Raw genomic sequence first — 16,815 nt, forward strand, 5'->3', positions numbered from 1 at the left:
TGGGCTGTTTGCGCGAGCAGACCGCCGGCCGGCCGCTAGTGCTGCATTCGGACAATGGCAGCGTCATGAAAGGAGGGACGATGCTGGCGATGATGGGTTACCTGGGCGTGCAGCCCTCATACAGTCGTCCGCGTGTGAGCAATGACAATGCTTACGCGGAAGCTCTGTTCCGCACGGCCAAGTACTGCCCGCTGTGGCCGGATCGGCCCTTCAATACGCTGCAGCAGGCGCGCGACTGGGTGCACCGGTTTGTGTGCTGGTACAACGAGGAGCATCGCCACAGCGGCCTGAAGTACGTCACGCCGAACCAGCGGCACCGCGGGGAAGCGCCGCCCCTACTGGCGCGACGCACGATGCTATATCAGGCAGCCCGCACCCGACATCCGCAGCGCTGGTCGCGAGGGATCCGGAATTGGAAGCTGGAGCCAGTGGTCTACCTGAACCCCGAGCGAGCTGAGCTGGAAGCTAAGGAGCACCGGAAAGCAGCATAACGGCGGACGCGACAACTACCTTGACACACACCGCTCGGACAAAAAGTTACCCGCCCTTCAGGGCGGAACCGGGCATATCCAATAGCCACCAGATGCCCACACGGGCCCAAAACCCTTGCACAACAACCTCCGCCCCGTACAATAATTGACGTTTACGTAAACGGAAACACTTCCAACAAGGAGACACAGCAAATGCAAATCAAAGACAACGTCTTCATCGTCACCGGCGGCGCCTCCGGCCTGGGCGCCGGCACCGCCCGCATGCTCGCCGAAGCCGGCGCCAAAGTCGTCATCGCCGACCTCAACGAGCAAACCGGCCAATCCCTCGCCACCGAACTGAACGGCCAGTTCATCCGCTGCGACGTCACCTCCGAATCCGACGGCCAGGCCGTGGTCGCCGCCGCCCAGTCCCTGGGCCGCCTGTCCGGCCTCATCAACTGCGCCGGCATCGCCACCGCCAACAAGACGGTTGGCAAGAACGGGCCGCATCCGCTGGATGCCTTCGACAAGACCATCCGCATCAACCTGGTCGGCACCTTCAACATGATCCGCCTGGCCGCCGCCGCCATGGTCCAGAACACCCCCGACAGCGAAGGCGAGCGCGGCGTGATCATCAACACCGCCTCGGTGGCGGCCTTCGATGGCCAGATCGGCCAGGCCGCCTATGCCGCCTCCAAGGGCGGCGTGGTCGCCATGACCCTGGCCATCGCCCGCGACCTGTCCCGCGACGGCGTCCGCTGCATGACCATCGCCCCGGGGATCTTTGAAACGCCGATGCTGCTTGGCATGCCGCAGGAAGTGCAGGACGCCCTCGGCAAGATGGTTCCGTTTCCCCCGCGCCTGGGCCGCCCGGCGGAATACGCCAAGCTGGCACGCGCGATCATCGAGAACACGATGCTTAACGGCGAAGTGATTCGCCTCGACGGCGCGATCCGGATGCAGCCGAAGTAATAAGCTCCGGCACTCAGGCCGCAGCGCCCATTGCGGGCGCCTCGACGCGCAGCGTCAGGCGCCGCACCAGCGCCCACACCGCCTCCGCGGACGGCGAGAGTGAGCGGTCCTCGCGCCGGACCATGACAATGCTGCGCTCTTCGCGGGGCACCAGCGGCCGCCACACCAGCGGCGATGCGGCAGGAAGCGGCAGCGAGAAAGAGGGCAGCACGGAAGCGCCGATGCCGGCCTCGACCATGCCGAACACGCTGGCCGAGTGCCCCAGTTCCTGCACCACCTGCGGCGCCACGCCATGGCGACCGAAGATGCGGTCGATCAGCGGCCGGCTGCCCGAGGCAAAGTCCAGCAGCACCAGCCGCATGCCGTGCAGCGCCGACCACGGCACCGTCGCCGACTGCGCCAGCGGGTGGTCGCGCCGGCAGACAAAGCAGAACGGATCAGTCGCCACCGCCTCCACCGCCAGCCCTTCGCGCGCCAGCGGATCGATCAGCACGCCGAAATCGACGGCGCCGGCGCGGACCTGCTCGAGGCCGTCGGCCTGCACGTTGTCGCGCACGGTCAGGCGGATATCGGGGTATTGCGCGGCGCAGGCGGCGACATACATCGGCATCAGCCGGGCGGAAATGGTCGGAGCGCCGGCTATCACGACACGCCCACGATAGCGCTCGCCTAACTGGCGCGTTTCTTCAAGGGTGTCGTCGAGCTGGCCCAGCAGCCGCTCCAGCGCCGGCACCAGCGCGTGGCCGGCATCGGTCAGCACCACTTCACGCGTGGTGCGGTCAAGCAGCTTGACGCCAAGTGCCTCTTCCAGCTCAGCCACGCCCCGGCTGACCGCCGGCTGGGTCAGCCCCACCACGTCGGCAGCACGGCTGAAACCGCCGCTGCTGGCCACCGCCAGGAAGACGCGCAGCTGGCGCAGTGTGTAATTCATGCAACGACCGGATAAATAGATTCTATAAATGAATTTGCATTCTAGACCCGGCTGGCGTCCAATACTAGGCAAAACCCTAACCAACCGCAGTCATGTCTCGACTTTTTGCCAAGCTCAAGAAACTTTATGACCTGATCGACGGCTTCGTCCTCATCATGCTGACCGCCATCGCCATCGCGCTGGCGGCCCCGGAAATCGGCGCCGGCAAGGGCCCGCTGCACCTGGGCGTGGTCACCAGCGTGGGCGTGGCACTGGTCTTTTTCCTGCATGGCGCGGCACTGTCGCGCGACAAGCTGGTGGCGGGCGCCAAGAACTGGCGCCTGCATGTGTTCGTGCAGTCGTTCACCTACGTGGTCTTCCCGGTGGTCGGCGCGCTGCTGATGCTGGCCTTGCACAACACGCTGCCGGCGGATCTGCTGCTGGGCGTGTTCTTCCTGTGCGCGCTGCCGTCGACAGTGTCGTCGTCGGTGGCCATGACCTCGATGGCGCGCGGCAACGTGTCAGGCGCGATCTTCAATGCCACCATCTCGGGCCTGATCGGCATGCTGGTCACGCCGCTGCTGATGGGGCTGGTGATCAGCGCCAGCGGCGCCTCGATGCCGCTGGGCAAGGCGCTCACCGGCGTGGCGCTGCAGCTGCTGCTGCCGTTCGCGCTGGGCCAGCTGCTGCGTCCGCTGATCGGCAGCTGGCTGGCGAAGAAGAAGCCGATCACCACCAAGATCGACCGCGGCGTGATCGTGCTGATCGTCTATTCGTCGTTCTGCGATGCGACTGCCGAAGGCCTGTGGCACCAGTACCAGTGGCAGACCATCGGCGCGGTGATGCTGATTGCCGCAGTACTGTTGTTCGTGGTGCTGGGCTTCACCACGCTGACCGCCCGCCGGATGGGTTTCTCGGTCGAGGACGAAATCACCGCGGTGTTCTGCGGCTCGAAGAAGAGCCTGGCCAACGGCATTCCGATGGCAAAGATCCTGTTTGCCGGACATCCCGCGCTGGGGCTGCTGGTGCTGCCGCTGATGGTCTATCACCAGCTGCAGCTGATCGTCTGCTCGGTGATTGCGTCGCGCTATGCCAACCGCGATGCGCTGCTGGAGGACCGCGCGGCGGCGCGCGCCTGATCCGCGCCATCCGTCGTCGCGCCGGCCCGCTGCATGGCGTGCAACGCTTGGGGGTTGAGGAGTGGATATGGACGACGACCTCGATACGATGAGCCGCGAGCGGCTGATCGCAGAAGTGAAGGTACTGCGCGCGGGCATACGCCGCCATCGGGATGCTTCGGGTCACGACCTGTGCTGGCACCATCCGGATCTGTGGGCATTGCTGCCCGAGCCCGGCGACCAGGTCCCGACGGTTCCGGCGTGGCCCCAGTTTATGCGCGGCTGCGTGAAGTACCGCGAATCGCTGGACCGGCAATGCCCTGATGCGCCACGCAGCGAGAAGGAATTCGGCGAGCGCTGAGCGTGCGCCGTGGCGGCGCTATGGTCAGACCGTCAGACCGACGGATTTTTCGACAACGGCGGATTCTTCGCGAAGTACGCCTTGATCCCGCGCAGGATGGCATTCGCCAGCTGTTCCTGGTGCGCGCTGTCGTTGAGCTTGCGCTCCTCCGCCGGGTTGCTGATAAACGCGGTCTCGATCAGGATCGACGGGATGTCCGGCGCCTTCAGCACCGCAAACCCGGCCTGTTCCACGTGCGCCTTGTGCAGCCGGTTGATGCCGCCGATCTCTCCCAGCACGGACTTGCCGACCTGCAGGCTGTCGTTGATCTGCGCGGTGGTGGACAGGTCCAGCAGCACGCGCGCAACCTGCGCATCCTTGTTGCCCATGTTGGCGCCGCCGATCAGGTCGGAAGCGTTTTCCTTGTTGGCCAGCCAGCGCGCCGCGGTACTGGAAGCGCCGCGCTCGGACAGCGCAAACACCGAAGCGCCATTGGCTTCCGGCGACAGGAAGGCATCGGCGTGAATCGACACGAACAGGTCGGCCTGCACCCGGCGCGCCTTCTGCACGCGCACGTTCAGCGGCACGAAGAAATCCGCATCGCGCGTCATCATCGCGCGCATATTGGGCTGGGCGTCGATCTTGGCGCGCAACCGGTGCGCGATCTGCAGCACCACGTCCTTCTCGCGAGAACCAGCGGCGCCGATCGCGCCGGGGTCTTCGCCGCCGTGGCCGGGATCGAGGGCCACCGTCAGCAGGCGGCGCATCTTGAACGGGCGCTCGGCAGTCGGGTTGTCGCGCGCGACAGGCGGCACCACGGGCGCATCGGGCTTCGGCACCACCGGCGCGGACGGCCTGGGCCGGGCGGCGACCACCGGCGGCGGCGGCGCGGTGGTGGCCGGCATTTCGCCCTTCTCGTCGAACCTGCGCACCAGCGCGCCGATGGCATCTTCCTCGGCACCGGCCGGGGCGCCGGCGATGCTGTCCGGACCCGGGGCCGGGTCCATGGTGGCGAAGCGGCGCTGCTTGTCCTCGGTGTCGCGCACCAGTTTCCACAGCGGGTCGGGCGGGTTGACCGGGTACAGGTCGAACACCAGCCGGTTGCGGTAGTTGCCGATCGGCAGCAGCGTGAACACCTGCGGCGCCACGCTCTCCTTCAGGTCGAACACCATGCGCACCACGCGCGGGCGGTTCTGGCCGACGCGCACGGTCTGGATATACGGATCGTTGGGGGTGATCTTGGCCACCAGTTCGCGCAGCGTGGGCGACAGGTCCAGGCCATCGATGTCCACCACCAGCCTGTCCGGATCGCGAATCATCTGGTGCACCGCGACCAGCGGCGCGTCGGATTCGATGGTGACGCGGGTGTAGTCCTCGGCCGGCCATACGCGCACCGCGACGATGCCGGCACCGAACGCGATCTGCGGGCCGGCGAGCGTCAGCACGGCGGTACCCGCGCCCAGCTTCAGCGCCTGCGCCATCCATTTGCGGCGCGCCTGCAGCAGGCCGTCGGGTCCATCGGGGCGGTCGGTGGCAAGTCGCTTGATCAGCATGCGTTCAGCAAGGTAAGTCCAGTGGGAGTATAGGCGCGCAAGGTCGCGATTCGCCGCTCGCCGGCATCGCCGGCAAGCTTTTCGCTGTCCGCCGCCCGCGCCATGTCCGATTGGAGCAACACATGCAGGTCGGGTTCCCCCAGCAGGCGGCCCGCCTTCTCCGGCCATTCGACCAGGTTGAAGGCCGGTTCGGCAAAACAGTCGCGGAAACCCGCGTCGACCCACTCTTCCGGATCGGCGAAGCGGTACAGGTCGAAGTGGTAAACCGTCAGCGGCGAGCCGTCGGCGCGGGCGACTTCGTAAGGCTCGCACAGCGTGTAAGTGGGGCTGCGCACCTTGCCGGCATGGCCGAGCGCGCGCAGCACCGCGCGCGTCAGCGTGGTCTTGCCGGCGCCAAGGTCGCCGGAGAGCTGCACATGCACCGTGCGCGGCGGCATGGCCTGCACCGTGGCGGCAAGCGCGGCGCCCAGGCGCGCGGTGGCGGCTTCGTCGGACAGCGTCAGGGTGCGTTCTTCGAGCAAGGGCATTGCGTACAATTCAGGGATGATCGACCCAGCAGTCAAGCCGCCGGCCAGCGCAACAGGCGCGCACAGTGTTCCCGCAGACTCTCCAGGGCAATCCGGCCAGGCCGGCCCGGGGGAGCTGGCGGCGCTTGCGGAGTCCATCCGCGCATGGGGCGCCGGGCTGGGTTTTGCGTCGGTGCGCATCGCCGACGTCGATCTTGGCCATGCCGAGCCGGGGCTTCTGGCATGGCTGGAGCAGGGTTACCACGGCGACATGGATTATATGGCGAACCACGGCTTGCGGCGCGCCCGTCCGGCCGAACTGGTGCCGGGCACGGTACGCGCCATCGTGGCGCGCATGCCCTATGTCCCCGCCACCGAGACCCCGCCGGGCGCGCCCGACTGGCGCCGGCGCGAACTGGCGCGGCTGGGCGATCCGGCCACCGCGGTGGTGTCCCTGTATGCGCGCGGCCGCGACTATCACAAGGTCCTGCGCAGCCGCCTCCAGCAGCTGGCCAGCCGGATCGAGGCTGAAATCGGCAAATTCGGCTACCGCGTCTTTACCGATTCCGCGCCGGTGATGGAAGTGGCGCTGGCCAGCCAGGGCGGACTCGGCTGGCGCGGCAAGCATACGCTGCTGCTCGACCGCGACGGCGGCTCGATGTTCTTCCTGGGCGAGATCCTGGTCGATATCCCGCTGCCAACCGATGCGCCCGAACCGGACCACTGCGGCAATTGCCACCGCTGCCTCGACATCTGCCCCACACGCGCCATCGTCGCGCCCTACCGGCTCGATGCGCGCCGCTGCATCTCCTACCTGACCATCGAGCACAAGGGCCCGATCCCGGTCGAGTTCCGCGCGCCGATGGGCAACCGCGTCTATGGCTGCGACGACTGCCAGCTGGCCTGCCCGTGGAACAAGTTTGCGCACGTGGCCAGCTTGCCGGATTTCGACGTGCGCAATGGCCTGGACGCGCCCGACATGGTGGCGCTGTTCCAGTGGACCGAGGACGAGTTCAACCAGCGCCTGGAGGGCAGCCCGATCCGCCGCATCGGCCATGAGCGCTGGCTGCGCAACCTGGCCGTCGGACTTGGCAACAGCCTGCGCGCGGCGCTTTCAAGCACCCGCGCGGAAGACGCCGCCCTGGCCGCGCGCATCCGCGAGGCGTTGCAGGCGCGGCGCGATGGCGCGTCGCCGCTGGTGCAAGAGCATATCGACTGGGCGCTCTCGCAGGGCGAGCCCGCACGCATCGGGTGACGGAATCCAGCTGACCGAACTAGCTGGCCAGCGCCAGCCACAGCGGCGTGGTGACGATGGCCGCCACCGTCATCACGGAAATCGTGGCCGCCACCATTGGCCCGTTGCCGCCCATGCGCACCGCCAGGATATAGGCGCTCGACGCGGTCGGCAGCGAGGCATACAGCACCACGACCTGGTACTGCAGCGCGGTCAGCGGCAGGTGCCGGCCCACCAGCCAGGCCACGCACGGCATCGCCAGCAGCTTGATCCCGGTCCACCACGCGACCGGTCCGACCGTGCCGGTCGCCCCGCTCATCTGCAGCCCGGCGCCAACCGTCATCAGCCCCAGCGCGGTCGACGCCGAGCCAAGCCGGTTCAGCGTCATCGCCACCACCTCGGGCGGGTGCAGGCCCAGCAGGTTGGTCACGAGCCCGCCGGCAGTGGCCAGGATCAGCGGGTTGCGCGCCAGCTCCTTCCACAGCGCGGTTTCGCCGTGCCTGGCCAGCGCCCACACCGCCGCCACGTTGCACAGCGGCACAGTGCAGCCGACGATCACCGCCATCAGCGCCAGCCCCTCGCTGCCGCCCAGGCGCGACGCCAGCGCCAGGCCGATATAAGAGTTGAAGCGAAAGGCCGTCTGCAGGCCCGAGGCAAAGCTCAGCGCATCGGGCTTCAGCACCCATTTGACGGCGTAGCCGCCGGCCATGCCCACGGCCAGCGCCAGCAGCGCCAGGCCCAGCATCGCCGAGGTTGAAGAGAAATCGAAGACCGCGGCATTGGTCGACTGCAGCAGCAGCGCCGGGAACAGCACAAAGTAGACCAGGCGCTCCACCCCGCCCCAGAAGGCGCGGTCGAAGGGCGAATAGCGCACCAGCAGCCAGCCGATCAGGATCAGGCTGAAGTCCGGCACCAGCAGGAGAGCAGAAGACATTGTCGTTGTTGTAATGGCGAGGGCACGGCGCGGTATCTGCCTGGGATCCGGGTACGATCCCGGCCGCATGGGGGAAGAAATAACGGCTGGCGCGCAGGAATGTGCAGGCTAGGGCAGATACGGATAGGTATTTTTCCAGATTTAGGTCAACATGGCATGCCAAGTTGTACGCCCTGCCGCCATGTTGTCCCGCATCCGTTCCGCGCCGCGAGGCCCGGACACCCACTTTCGCTCCCGTTCACGCCCTGGCCTGTACACCGGCCTGCGCTCGCGCGCGGCCGCCCTGCTGGTGATGCTGTGCGCCGCCACTGCTGCCGGCGCCGTGCCGGCGCGCGCGGTCGAGATGGAAGGGATCCGCTTCGACGATGCCGCTCGCGTGGCCGGCAAGGAGCTGCAGCTCAACGGCACCGCACTGCGGGCGCGCTTCCTGACCAAGGGCTACGTGGCCGCGCTGTACCTGCAGGAAAAAGCCCGCAACGCGACCGTGGTACTCGGCACGCCCGGCGCCAAGCGGCTACAGTTGCGCATGCTGCGCGAGGCCGAGCCGCCTGCCTTTGCCCGCGCCATTCGCCAGGGCATTCGCGACAACCACAGCGAAGCGCAGGTGCAGGGCCTGGCCGCGCGGCTGGTGCAGTTCGAGCGCACCCTGGGCGAGGTCGGCAACGCGCACAAGGGCGACGTGATCAACCTGGACTTTGCCCCGCAGACGGGCACTGTCATCGCCATCAACGGCACGCCGCGCGGCCGTCCGATCCCTGGCGAAGACTTCTACCAGGCCGTGCTGCGGGTGTTCCTGGGCGACCGTCCGGTCGACCCGGACGTCAAGCGCGGACTGCTCGGCGGCTGACAGAGGCTGCCCTCTGGTAGCCCTTTTTTACGCTGCCGCCGCCGTGCCTTCACCTGTGGCACCGCGACGGTTTCTTTGCTTCCGGGCAGCACCCTGCCCGGACATCTGACGGGAGACATGATCTCATGCAAGCTGGCAAACTCGCTCTGACCCTGGCCCTGGTCGCGGCCGCCACCACGGCGCACGCCCAGAGCTATCCGACCAAGCCGATCCGCCTGATTATTCCGTTCGCACCGGGCGGCACCACCGACATCGTCGGCCGCGGTGCCGCCGACCAGATGAGCCGCATCCTGGGCCAGCCGGTGGTCGTGGAAAACCGCGCGGGCGGGGGCGGCTCGATCGGTGCGGACGCGATCGCCAAGGCGGCGCCGGACGGCTACACCATCGGCATCTCGACGGTGTCGACCATGGCCGTGAACCCGGCCTGCAACCCCAAGCTGTCGTACGACCCGATCAAGGACTTCAAGCCCATCACCAACCTGGCCAACGTGGCCAACGTGATCGCGGTCAACCCGAACTTCCCGGCCAAGGACTACAAGACATTCCTGGCCGTGCTGAAGGCCAACCCGGGCAAGTATTCGTACGCGTCGTCGGGCACCTGCGGCTTCGGCCACATGCTGGGCGAGCAGTTCAAGGTCTCGACCAAGACCTTCATGGTCCATATCCCGTACCGCGGCGCGGGCCCGGCGCTGAACGACGTGCTGGCCGGCCAGGTGCCGATCATGGTGGACAACCTGCCGTCGTCGATGCCCTACATCAAGGCCGGCAAGCTGCGCCCGCTGGTGGTTGCCTGGAACAAGCGCGTGGACTCGCTGCCGGACGTGCCGACCTTCGGCGAAATGGGCCTCAAGGAGCCGAACGACCCGGCCTGGTATGGCCTGGTGGCGCCGGCCGGCACGCCTGACGATGTCATCAAGAAGCTGAACGACGCCGCGGTCAAGGCACTGCAGGACAAGGGCTTCCAGGAGCGCCTGCGCGCCGCCGGCGCCGAGCCGTCGGGCAATACGCCGGCGCAGCACGCGGCCGAGATCAAGAAAGAGTTCGACAAGATGAAGAACCTGGTGAAGGTGCAGAACATCAAGCTGGAGCAGTAATCCGGCTTGCAGCACCGGCTGCCATCGCACGCCACCAAAGGCCGCCTGCAAAGGCGGCCTTTTTTCTTGCCAATGCAAAAAGCACTAAAATCCAGCATTCGCCCCAGTCAGACCGCCATGCCAGCCACTTTCGATGCCATCCTCCCTGCCCCGTTCGGCAAGGTCGGCGTGCGCACGGACGGCTCCCGCATCCGGGCCATCGTGTACCTGCCCGGGCACGTCGAATCCCTCGCGCCGGCCGATGCGCAGGCGCGAGAGGTCGTGGCCCGGCTCGAAGCCCAGCTTGAGGCCTATTACGCCAACCCCGACGCGCACTTCGACCTGCCCCTCGCACCGGTGGGCAGCGAATTCCAGCAGCGCGTCTGGCAGGCCATCGCCACCGTGCCGCGCGGCGCCACCACCACCTACGGCACCATTGCCGGGGCCATCGGCGCGATGCCGCGTGCGGTAGGCCAGGCCTGCGGCCAGAACCCGTTCCCGATCGTGATCCCCTGCCATCGCGTGGTCTCGGCCCGCGGCATCGGCGGTTTCTCCCATCATGCCGAAGATGGTTTCCACCTCGACGTCAAACGCTGGCTGCTGCGTCATGAAGGCGCCATGCTGATATGAGCCCGGTATCACGAGCGGTAGCGGCGGACATGCCGCCAGAGCTTGCCACGGCTCCCAGCGATGCCGACGCGGCGCTGGTCGGGCGCTTCTGCGATGCGCTGTGGCTGGAAGACGGCCTGTCGCAGAACACCATCGACGCCTACCGCCGCGACCTGACCCTGCTGGCGCGCTGGCTGCGCCACGAAGGCCGTGGCGAGCTGCCGGGCGTGGACGACAGCGTGCTGTCGGCCTACTTCAACGCACGCCATACGCAGACGCGCGCGTCGTCGGCCAACCGCCGGCTGGCGGTGTTCCGCCGCTTCTACCAGTGGGCGCTGCGCGAGCACGTGGTCGAGGCCGATCCCTGCCTGCTGCTGCGCCCCGCCAAGCAGCCGCCGCGCTACCCCAAGACACTGACCGAGGCGCAGGTCGACGCGCTGCTGGAAGCGCCCGACACCAGCACGCCGCTGGGCCTGCGCGACCGCACCATGCTGGAGCTGATGTACGCCAGCGGCCTGCGCGTGTCCGAGCTGACGCAGATGAAGACCGTCGAGATCGGCCTGAACGAGGGCGTGGCGCGCGTGGTCGGCGGCAAGGGCGACAAGGAACGGCTGGTCCCGTTCGGCCAGCAGGCCGCCGACTGGCTGCGCCGCTACCTCGCCAGCGCCCGTCCCGTGCTGCTGGCAGGGCGCGCCTGCGACGCGCTGTTCGTCACGCAGCGCGGCGAAGGCATGACGCGGCAGGCGTTCTGGCATCTGATCAAGCGCCACGCGCGCGATGCCGGCGTGCACGCGCCGCTGTCGCCGCATACGCTGCGGCACGCCTTTGCCACGCACCTGCTCAACCACGGCGCCGACCTGCGCGTGGTGCAGCTGCTGCTCGGCCACGCCGATATCTCCACCACGCAGATCTACACCCACGTCGCGCGCGAGCGCCTGCGCGAGCTGCACCAGCAGCACCATCCGCGCGGCTGAGCGGCACCGAGCGACCCCATCGCCATGAGCAAGAACAAGCACGTCTCCGAAACCCCTGCCACCCAGTTCCTGCGCAAGCAAGGCGTGGCCTTCGGCGAACACCCCTATGAATACGTCGAGCATGGCGGCACCGGAGAATCGGCGCGCCAGCTCGGCGTTCCCCAGCACGACGTGGTCAAGACCCTGATCATGGAAGACGATCGCGCGCAGCCGCTGGTGGTGCTGATGCACGGCGACTGCTCGGTCTCGACCAAGAACCTGGCGCGCCAGACCGGGCGCAAGAGCGTGCAGCCGTGCAAGCCGGAAGTGGCGCAGCGCCACAGCGGCTACCTGGTCGGCGGCACCTCGCCGTTCGGCACGCGCAAGCGCATGCCGGTGTATGTGGAAGCCACGGTGCTGGAGCTGGAGCGCATCTACATCAACGGCGGGCGGCGCGGTTATCTCGTCAGCCTGGACCCGAAGCTGCTGCCGGGACTGGTGGATGCACACCCGGTCCAGTGCGCACTGCCTGACTGAGGCACCGGCCAGGCGCCGCAGCCGCCACCTGGCACCACGCGCATAGCCGCCACCCATGCCAATCCGGGAAGTCACGCACGTGGTGAAGGCGCCGCCGCGCTACAATCCCGCCAGCTTGAAAACACCCCACTGCACATGGCCAACCTGCTATTCGCCCTCGCCGCCTACCTGATCGGCTCGATTTCCTTTGCTGTTGTCGTCAGCAAGCTGATGGGGCTGCCGGACCCGCATTCGTACGGATCGGGCAATCCGGGGGCGACCAATGTGCTGCGCACCGGCAGCAAGAAGGCCGCGATCCTGACGCTGATCGGCGATGCGCTGAAGGGCTGGCTGGCGGTGTGGCTGGCGGCGCGCTTCGGCCCCGCCTACGGGTTGAATGAAACCGGCCTGGCCATGGTGGCGCTGGCGGTATTCCTCGGCCACCTGTTCCCGGTGTACCACCGCTTTGCCGGCGGCAAGGGCGTGGCCACGGCGGCCGGTATCCTGCTGGCGATCGACCCGATCCTGGGGCTGGGCACGCTGGCCACCTGGCTGATCATTGCGTTCTTCTTCCGCTATTCGTCGCTGGCGGCGCTGGTATCAGCGATCTTCGCGCCGTTCTTTTATGTGCTGATGAATGGCGTGGATGTGATGACTGGTGCCATCTTCGCGATCAGCGTGCTGCTGATCGCGCGGCATCGGCAGAATATTGCCAAGCTGCTGGCCGGCAAGGAAAGCCGGATCGGGGACAAGAAGAAGGTCTGAGCGGGTTGCGTTGCCAGCGCCGGCGTCCGGCGCGCTTTCCGCGGTCGGGCATCTGGCCGCGGCGAGCGCAAGCCACCGCAAGCCACCACAAGCCACCCCTCAGACCGCGCCCCCAAACGCCATCTCGACCCGGAACCCACCCCCGTCAGCATTGACCAGGTTGAGCTTGCCCCCAGCCTGCCGCACCAGCCGATCCACAATCGCCAGCCCCAGCCCGGAATGCGCATTCCCGCCACGCGCCGGGTCCAGCCGCACGAACGGCAACGTAACCCGTTCCTTGTCCTCTTCGGGAATCCCCACCCCCTGGTCTTCCACCACCAGCAAATAACCATCAGCCGTCCGCGTCGTGGCGATACACACCGGCGGCTTGCCATAGGCATAAGCATTGTCAACAAGGTTCCCGATGATCCGGTCCAGCTGCGTGGCAATCATCCGGAACCCGTCCCCCGCGCCCAGCGACAACACCACCTGCCGCTCCTGCTCGGCCAGCGAAGCCGCCAGTTCATTGACCCGCCGGTCCACCGGCACCGGCCGTGCCGTCGATTCACTGGTCTGCGCGAAACTCAGAAACTGCTCCACAATCGCCTGCATCGAATCGACGTCGCGGGTAACCCCCGCTGCAGCCTTGGGATCGGACAGCATCTCCGCGCGCAACCGCAGCCGCGCCAGCGGCGTCTTCAGGTCATGCGCGATGCCCGCCAGCATCGTATTGCGCTCCTGGTCGATGCGTGCGAGGTCCGCCACCATGCGGTTGAAGCGCTCGATCAACTGCCGCAACTCATGCGGCCCGCGTTCGCGCAAAGGCGGCACCGCGCGCTGGCGCGACAGCAACTCGGCCGCATTGGCCATGTCCCGCACCGGCCGCTGCAGCTGCCACGCGATCAGCAGTGCAAACACGATCGCCACGCCCACCACCAGCATCACGCCGGGCACCAGACGGTTGTCCGGCGGCGGGTTGTGAACCCAGAGAATCGGCATCGCTATCCAGTCGTCGCGGCTCGGCAGCTTGATCCAGATGCGCGGCGTGGTCTCGTCCTCGAGCCGGACCTCGGTGCCCGGCGGCAGCCGCGAAATGAACTGTTCGACCAGCCGGCGCGAGCGGCCGCCCTTGGGCGCGGTGGCGTGCTCATCGGCGCTGGCGGTATCGGCGGTCTCCACCAGGCTGGGCAGCTTCGCCGGCGGGCGCGCATCGAGGGCGCGCTCGATGCTGTCGAGCTGGAACAGCATCTGCTCCACGGAATAGTCGACCTGCTGCTGGCGCCGGTCCATGCGCAGGATGGCCAGCCACGAGAAATGGCTGATCACGAGCACGGCCGCGATCAGCAAGGCAATGCGGCCGAACAGGGTGTCGATACGTCGCAACTTCATCGGGAAGCAGGCTCGGGTGGCACGCGGCGGCACGTCAGGCGGTAAAACGGCCGGCCGCCGCTGGCTTTAATCGGAAAGCACGGCGGGAATCTCTTCCGCTTCGTCGGGCACGAAGGTGTAGCCGCGGCCGCGCACGGTCTGGATATAGCGCGGGCGCTGCGCGTCTTCGTCCAGCAGGCGGCGCAGGCGCCAGATCTGCACGTCGATGCCGCGGTCGCTGATGCCGCTGGCGCTGCCGTACATCAGCTCGACGATGCGCTCGCGCGACAGCACTTCAAGCGGATGCATCAGCAGCAGCTTGAGCAGCGCGAATTCGGTATCGCTGATCGACAGCGGCTGGCCGGCGCGAATCAGCGTGCGCTGGCGGAAATTGACGCGGAACGGGCCGAACGCGACCGATTCGCGGTCCTCGGGCGCCGCGGCGGGGCGGGCCAGCTTGCGGCGCAGCACGGCGTTGATGCGCGCCAGCAGCTCGCGCGGCGAGAAGGGCTTGCCGAGGTAGTCGTCGGCGCCGATCTCCAGGCCGACGATGCGGTCGATCTCGTCGCTGCGGGCCGTGAGCAGGATCACCGGGATGTCGTCGTTCTTGGCGCGCAGGTTGCGCAGCGCGGTCAGGCCGTCGACCTTGGGCATCATCAGGTCGAGCACGATCAGCGCCGGCCGTTCGCGCTCCAGGCGCGCCTGCAGGCCGTCGCCGTCATGCAGTACCGAGACGGCAAACCCCTGCTGGGTCAGGTACTCGCGCAGCAGGTCGCGGAGTTCGGGATCGTCGTCGACAACGAGGATCTGGGTAGGCTGGTTCGTTCGCATAGGCACATGATAGTCAGCCCGGGCGGCGCACATGCCGGATCGGCCGGGCGGTTTTGTTTCCGGAGGTTACACCTGGGGCGCTGGTAATCCTCTGTAATAAAAGCGCCGGGCGCCGAAATACGGGCGTCCGCACCCGCACATTATCCTTGCCGCATGACTTGCCATCGGCGCCGCCCATGCGCGCCGCACGGCACTTGCCGGCACGCCGGCGGCCCTTGGGCGCCCCGCCCCCGCGGCCGGCCGGCGCCCTTTGCGTTGCGGCATACTGCTGTGCTGCATCGTCACTTGCCGGCAGCACTTGCCGGCAGAACACCGCGGCGCGCCGGGCGCGCCGTACCCAGGATTGCGGACATGTCCAACCCCGAACAAGGCCAACCTAACCCTTCCCCGTCCCCGTCTTCCCGACCGCCCCTGCCGCCCGGCGGCACTCCACCGCGCAGGAACCGGCGCCGGCTGTATGCCGGGCTGCTGGTGCTGCTGCTGGCCGGGGGCGGCTGGTACTGGTATGCGCACCGCGGGGATGCCACCAAAGGCACCGCAGGCGGCCCGGGTGGCGCCAGCAGACCCGGTGCAGGCGGCCCGAGCGGAGGCGCCGGCATGCCGCGCTCGCCGGTGGTGGTCGCCACCGTGGCCCAGCGCGACATGGACGTGGTCCTGAACGGGCTGGGCAACGTGACCCCGGTCTCGAACGTGACCGTGCGCGCGCAGGTTTCCGGCCCGCTGCTGAAGGTGCTGTTCAAGGAAGGCCAGATGGTCAAGTCCGGCGACGTGCTGGCCGAGATCGACCCGCGCCCGTTCCAGGCCGCGCTCGACCAGGCCGTGGGCCAGCTGGCGCGCGACCAGGCGCTGCTGCAGAACGCGAAGCTGGACCAGCAGCGCTACCGCACCCTGCTGGGGCAGGATTCCATTGCCAAGCAGCAGGTCGATACCCAGGACGCGCTGGTGCGCCAGTACGAAGGCGTGGTCAAGACCGACCAGGGCAACGTCGCCAATGCACGCCTGCAGCTGGGCTACACCCGGATCGTGGCGCCGGTGTCCGGCCGCATCGGCCTGCGCCAGGTGGATCCGGGCAATATCGTCAACACCAGCGACACCAACGGCATCGCGCTGATCACGCAGATCCAGCCGATCGCCGTGATGTACACCATCCCCGAAGACAACCTGCCGTCGGTGCTGAAGAAGCTCAACGCCGGCGAAAAGCTGCCGGTGCAGGCGTGGGATCGCCAGGTGCGCAACCAGCTTGGCGAAGGCGAGCTGCTGACCACCGACAACCAGATCGACACCACCACCGGCACCGTCAAGCTCAAGGCGGTCTTCCCCAATGCCGACGGCATGCTGTTCCCGAACCAGTTCGTCAACGTGCGCACGCGCGTGGACACGCTCAGGGATGCCACCGTGATCCCGGTGGCGGCGATCCAGCGCGGCCAGCAGGGCACCTTTGTCTACACCGTGGACGACGCCAGCAAGGTCAAGGTGCAGGTGATCACGCTCGGGCCCGGCGATGGCAGCCGCAATGCCGTGCTCAAGGGCCTGGAGCCCGGCCAGCGCGTGGTGGTGGATGGCGCCGACCGGCTCAAGGAAGGCATGACAGTGGAAGCGGTCGACCCGGCCGCGCGTGCCGCGGCGACGGTGCCGGCCAGCCAGCCGCGCGGGCGCGGCCGGCGCAACCGCGATGGCGCGGGCTGGGGCGGTGCCAGCGCGCCGCGCGGCGATGCCAGTGGCGCGGCGGCCAGCGGTGCATCCGGCGTGGCGGGGGAACAGCGCCGCCATCGTGAAGGCGACGCCAGTGCCCCGGTTGCCGAAGGCCAGCGCCGCCAGCCGCCGCAGCAGTAAGGAC

At 67.8% G+C, this 16,815-nt stretch carries 18 protein-coding genes; 12 read left to right on the forward strand and 6 right to left on the reverse strand.

The window, feature by feature from the left end:
* Both K309_RS36920 and K309_RS0120250 read left to right on the forward strand, forming a co-directional pair.
* Nucleotides 1-491: integrase core domain-containing protein (locus K309_RS36920; RefSeq protein ID WP_035877979.1), on the forward strand; the 491-nt coding region annotated here is incomplete at its 5' end.
* A gap of 192 nt (nt 492-683) precedes the next feature.
* Complete coding sequence (locus tag K309_RS0120250) at nt 684-1,442, forward strand: 3-hydroxyacyl-CoA dehydrogenase (RefSeq protein WP_029048115.1); 759 nt, start codon at nt 684-686, stop codon at nt 1,440-1,442.
* Nucleotides 1,443-1,455: 13 nt separating this feature from the next.
* Here the strand turns inward: K309_RS0120250 and K309_RS0120255 are convergent, their stop codons facing one another.
* Complete coding sequence (locus K309_RS0120255; RefSeq protein ID WP_029048116.1) at nt 1,456-2,373, reverse strand: LysR family transcriptional regulator; 918 nt, start codon at nt 2,371-2,373, stop codon at nt 1,456-1,458.
* 92 nt (nt 2,374-2,465) lie between these two features.
* Between K309_RS0120255 and K309_RS0120260 the strand changes: the two genes are divergently transcribed.
* Both K309_RS0120260 and K309_RS0120265 read left to right on the forward strand, forming a co-directional pair.
* Complete coding sequence (locus K309_RS0120260; protein WP_029048117.1) at nt 2,466-3,491, forward strand: bile acid:sodium symporter family protein; 1,026 nt, start codon at nt 2,466-2,468, stop codon at nt 3,489-3,491.
* 67 nt (nt 3,492-3,558) lie between these two features.
* On the forward strand, nt 3,559-3,831 hold the full coding sequence (locus tag K309_RS0120265; RefSeq protein WP_029048118.1) for a hypothetical protein: 273 nt from the start codon (nt 3,559-3,561) through the stop codon (nt 3,829-3,831).
* Nucleotides 3,832-3,863: 32 nt separating this feature from the next.
* On the opposite strand, the gene K309_RS0120270 is transcribed toward K309_RS0120265, so the two are convergent.
* Both K309_RS0120270 and tsaE read right to left on the reverse strand, forming a co-directional pair.
* Nucleotides 3,864-5,363: an N-acetylmuramoyl-L-alanine amidase gene (locus tag K309_RS0120270; protein ID WP_029048119.1), complete on the reverse strand. Its 1,500-nt coding sequence runs from the start codon at nt 5,361-5,363 to the stop codon at nt 3,864-3,866.
* A complete protein-coding gene (tsaE, locus tag K309_RS0120275) occupies nt 5,357-5,890 on the reverse strand; it encodes a tRNA (adenosine(37)-N6)-threonylcarbamoyltransferase complex ATPase subunit type 1 TsaE (RefSeq protein ID WP_029048120.1) in 534 nt (177 codons plus the stop codon). The genes K309_RS0120270 and tsaE overlap by 7 nt, the downstream gene beginning before the upstream one ends.
* A gap of 16 nt (nt 5,891-5,906) precedes the next feature.
* On the opposite strand from tsaE, the gene queG reads away from it, so the two are divergent.
* Nucleotides 5,907-7,124, forward strand: coding sequence for a tRNA epoxyqueuosine(34) reductase QueG (gene queG, locus K309_RS0120280; RefSeq protein ID WP_029048121.1), 1,218 nt, complete (start codon nt 5,907-5,909; stop codon nt 7,122-7,124).
* A 19-nt stretch (nt 7,125-7,143) separates the two neighbouring features.
* On the opposite strand, the gene K309_RS0120285 is transcribed toward queG, so the two are convergent.
* Complete coding sequence (locus K309_RS0120285; RefSeq protein ID WP_029048122.1) at nt 7,144-8,037, reverse strand: AEC family transporter; 894 nt, start codon at nt 8,035-8,037, stop codon at nt 7,144-7,146.
* A 181-nt stretch (nt 8,038-8,218) separates the two neighbouring features.
* Here K309_RS0120285 and K309_RS0120290 point away from each other — a divergent pair, with 181 nt between their 5' ends.
* The 6 genes from K309_RS0120290 to plsY all read left to right on the forward strand — a co-directional run bounded on the left by K309_RS0120290 (nt 8,219) and on the right by plsY (nt 12,800).
* Entirely contained in the window at nt 8,219-8,884 is a 666-nt protein-coding gene (locus tag K309_RS0120290) for a chalcone isomerase family protein (RefSeq protein WP_084402475.1), read from the forward strand.
* A 125-nt stretch (nt 8,885-9,009) separates the two neighbouring features.
* The gene (locus K309_RS0120295; RefSeq protein WP_029048124.1) at nt 9,010-9,978 is read left to right on the forward strand and encodes a tripartite tricarboxylate transporter substrate binding protein BugE; all 969 of its coding nucleotides are present in this window, start codon (nt 9,010-9,012) and stop codon (nt 9,976-9,978) included.
* Nucleotides 9,979-10,095: 117 nt separating this feature from the next.
* Nucleotides 10,096-10,587: a methylated-DNA--[protein]-cysteine S-methyltransferase gene (locus tag K309_RS0120300; protein WP_029048125.1), complete on the forward strand. Its 492-nt coding sequence runs from the start codon at nt 10,096-10,098 to the stop codon at nt 10,585-10,587.
* 29 nt (nt 10,588-10,616) lie between these two features.
* The gene (xerD, locus tag K309_RS0120305; RefSeq protein ID WP_029048126.1) at nt 10,617-11,540 is read left to right on the forward strand and encodes a site-specific tyrosine recombinase XerD; all 924 of its coding nucleotides are present in this window, start codon (nt 10,617-10,619) and stop codon (nt 11,538-11,540) included.
* A 24-nt stretch (nt 11,541-11,564) separates the two neighbouring features.
* A complete protein-coding gene (locus K309_RS0120310; RefSeq protein ID WP_029048127.1) occupies nt 11,565-12,056 on the forward strand; it encodes an aminoacyl-tRNA deacylase in 492 nt (163 codons plus the stop codon).
* 135 nt (nt 12,057-12,191) lie between these two features.
* Nucleotides 12,192-12,800, forward strand: a complete 609-nt coding sequence (plsY, locus tag K309_RS0120315; RefSeq protein WP_029048128.1) for a glycerol-3-phosphate 1-O-acyltransferase PlsY — start codon at nt 12,192-12,194, stop codon at nt 12,798-12,800.
* A gap of 99 nt (nt 12,801-12,899) precedes the next feature.
* Here plsY and K309_RS0120320 read toward each other — a convergent pair whose 3' ends face one another.
* Nucleotides 12,900-14,168, reverse strand: a complete 1,269-nt coding sequence (locus K309_RS0120320; protein ID WP_029048129.1) for an ATP-binding protein — start codon at nt 14,166-14,168, stop codon at nt 12,900-12,902.
* A gap of 66 nt (nt 14,169-14,234) precedes the next feature.
* Nucleotides 14,235-14,978 (reverse strand): response regulator, encoded by a 744-nt coding sequence (locus K309_RS0120325; RefSeq protein ID WP_029048130.1) that lies wholly within the window; start codon nt 14,976-14,978, stop codon nt 14,235-14,237.
* Between the two features lie 351 nt (nt 14,979-15,329).
* Between K309_RS0120325 and K309_RS36925 the strand changes: the two genes are divergently transcribed.
* Complete coding sequence (locus tag K309_RS36925) at nt 15,330-16,811, forward strand: MdtA/MuxA family multidrug efflux RND transporter periplasmic adaptor subunit (RefSeq protein ID WP_035877983.1); 1,482 nt, start codon at nt 15,330-15,332, stop codon at nt 16,809-16,811.
* The last annotated feature ends 4 nt before the right edge of the window (nt 16,812-16,815 follow it).

Origin of the sequence: Cupriavidus phytohabitans, assembly GCF_000426345.1 — a bacterium.
GTDB lineage: Bacteria > Pseudomonadota > Gammaproteobacteria > Burkholderiales > Burkholderiaceae > Cupriavidus.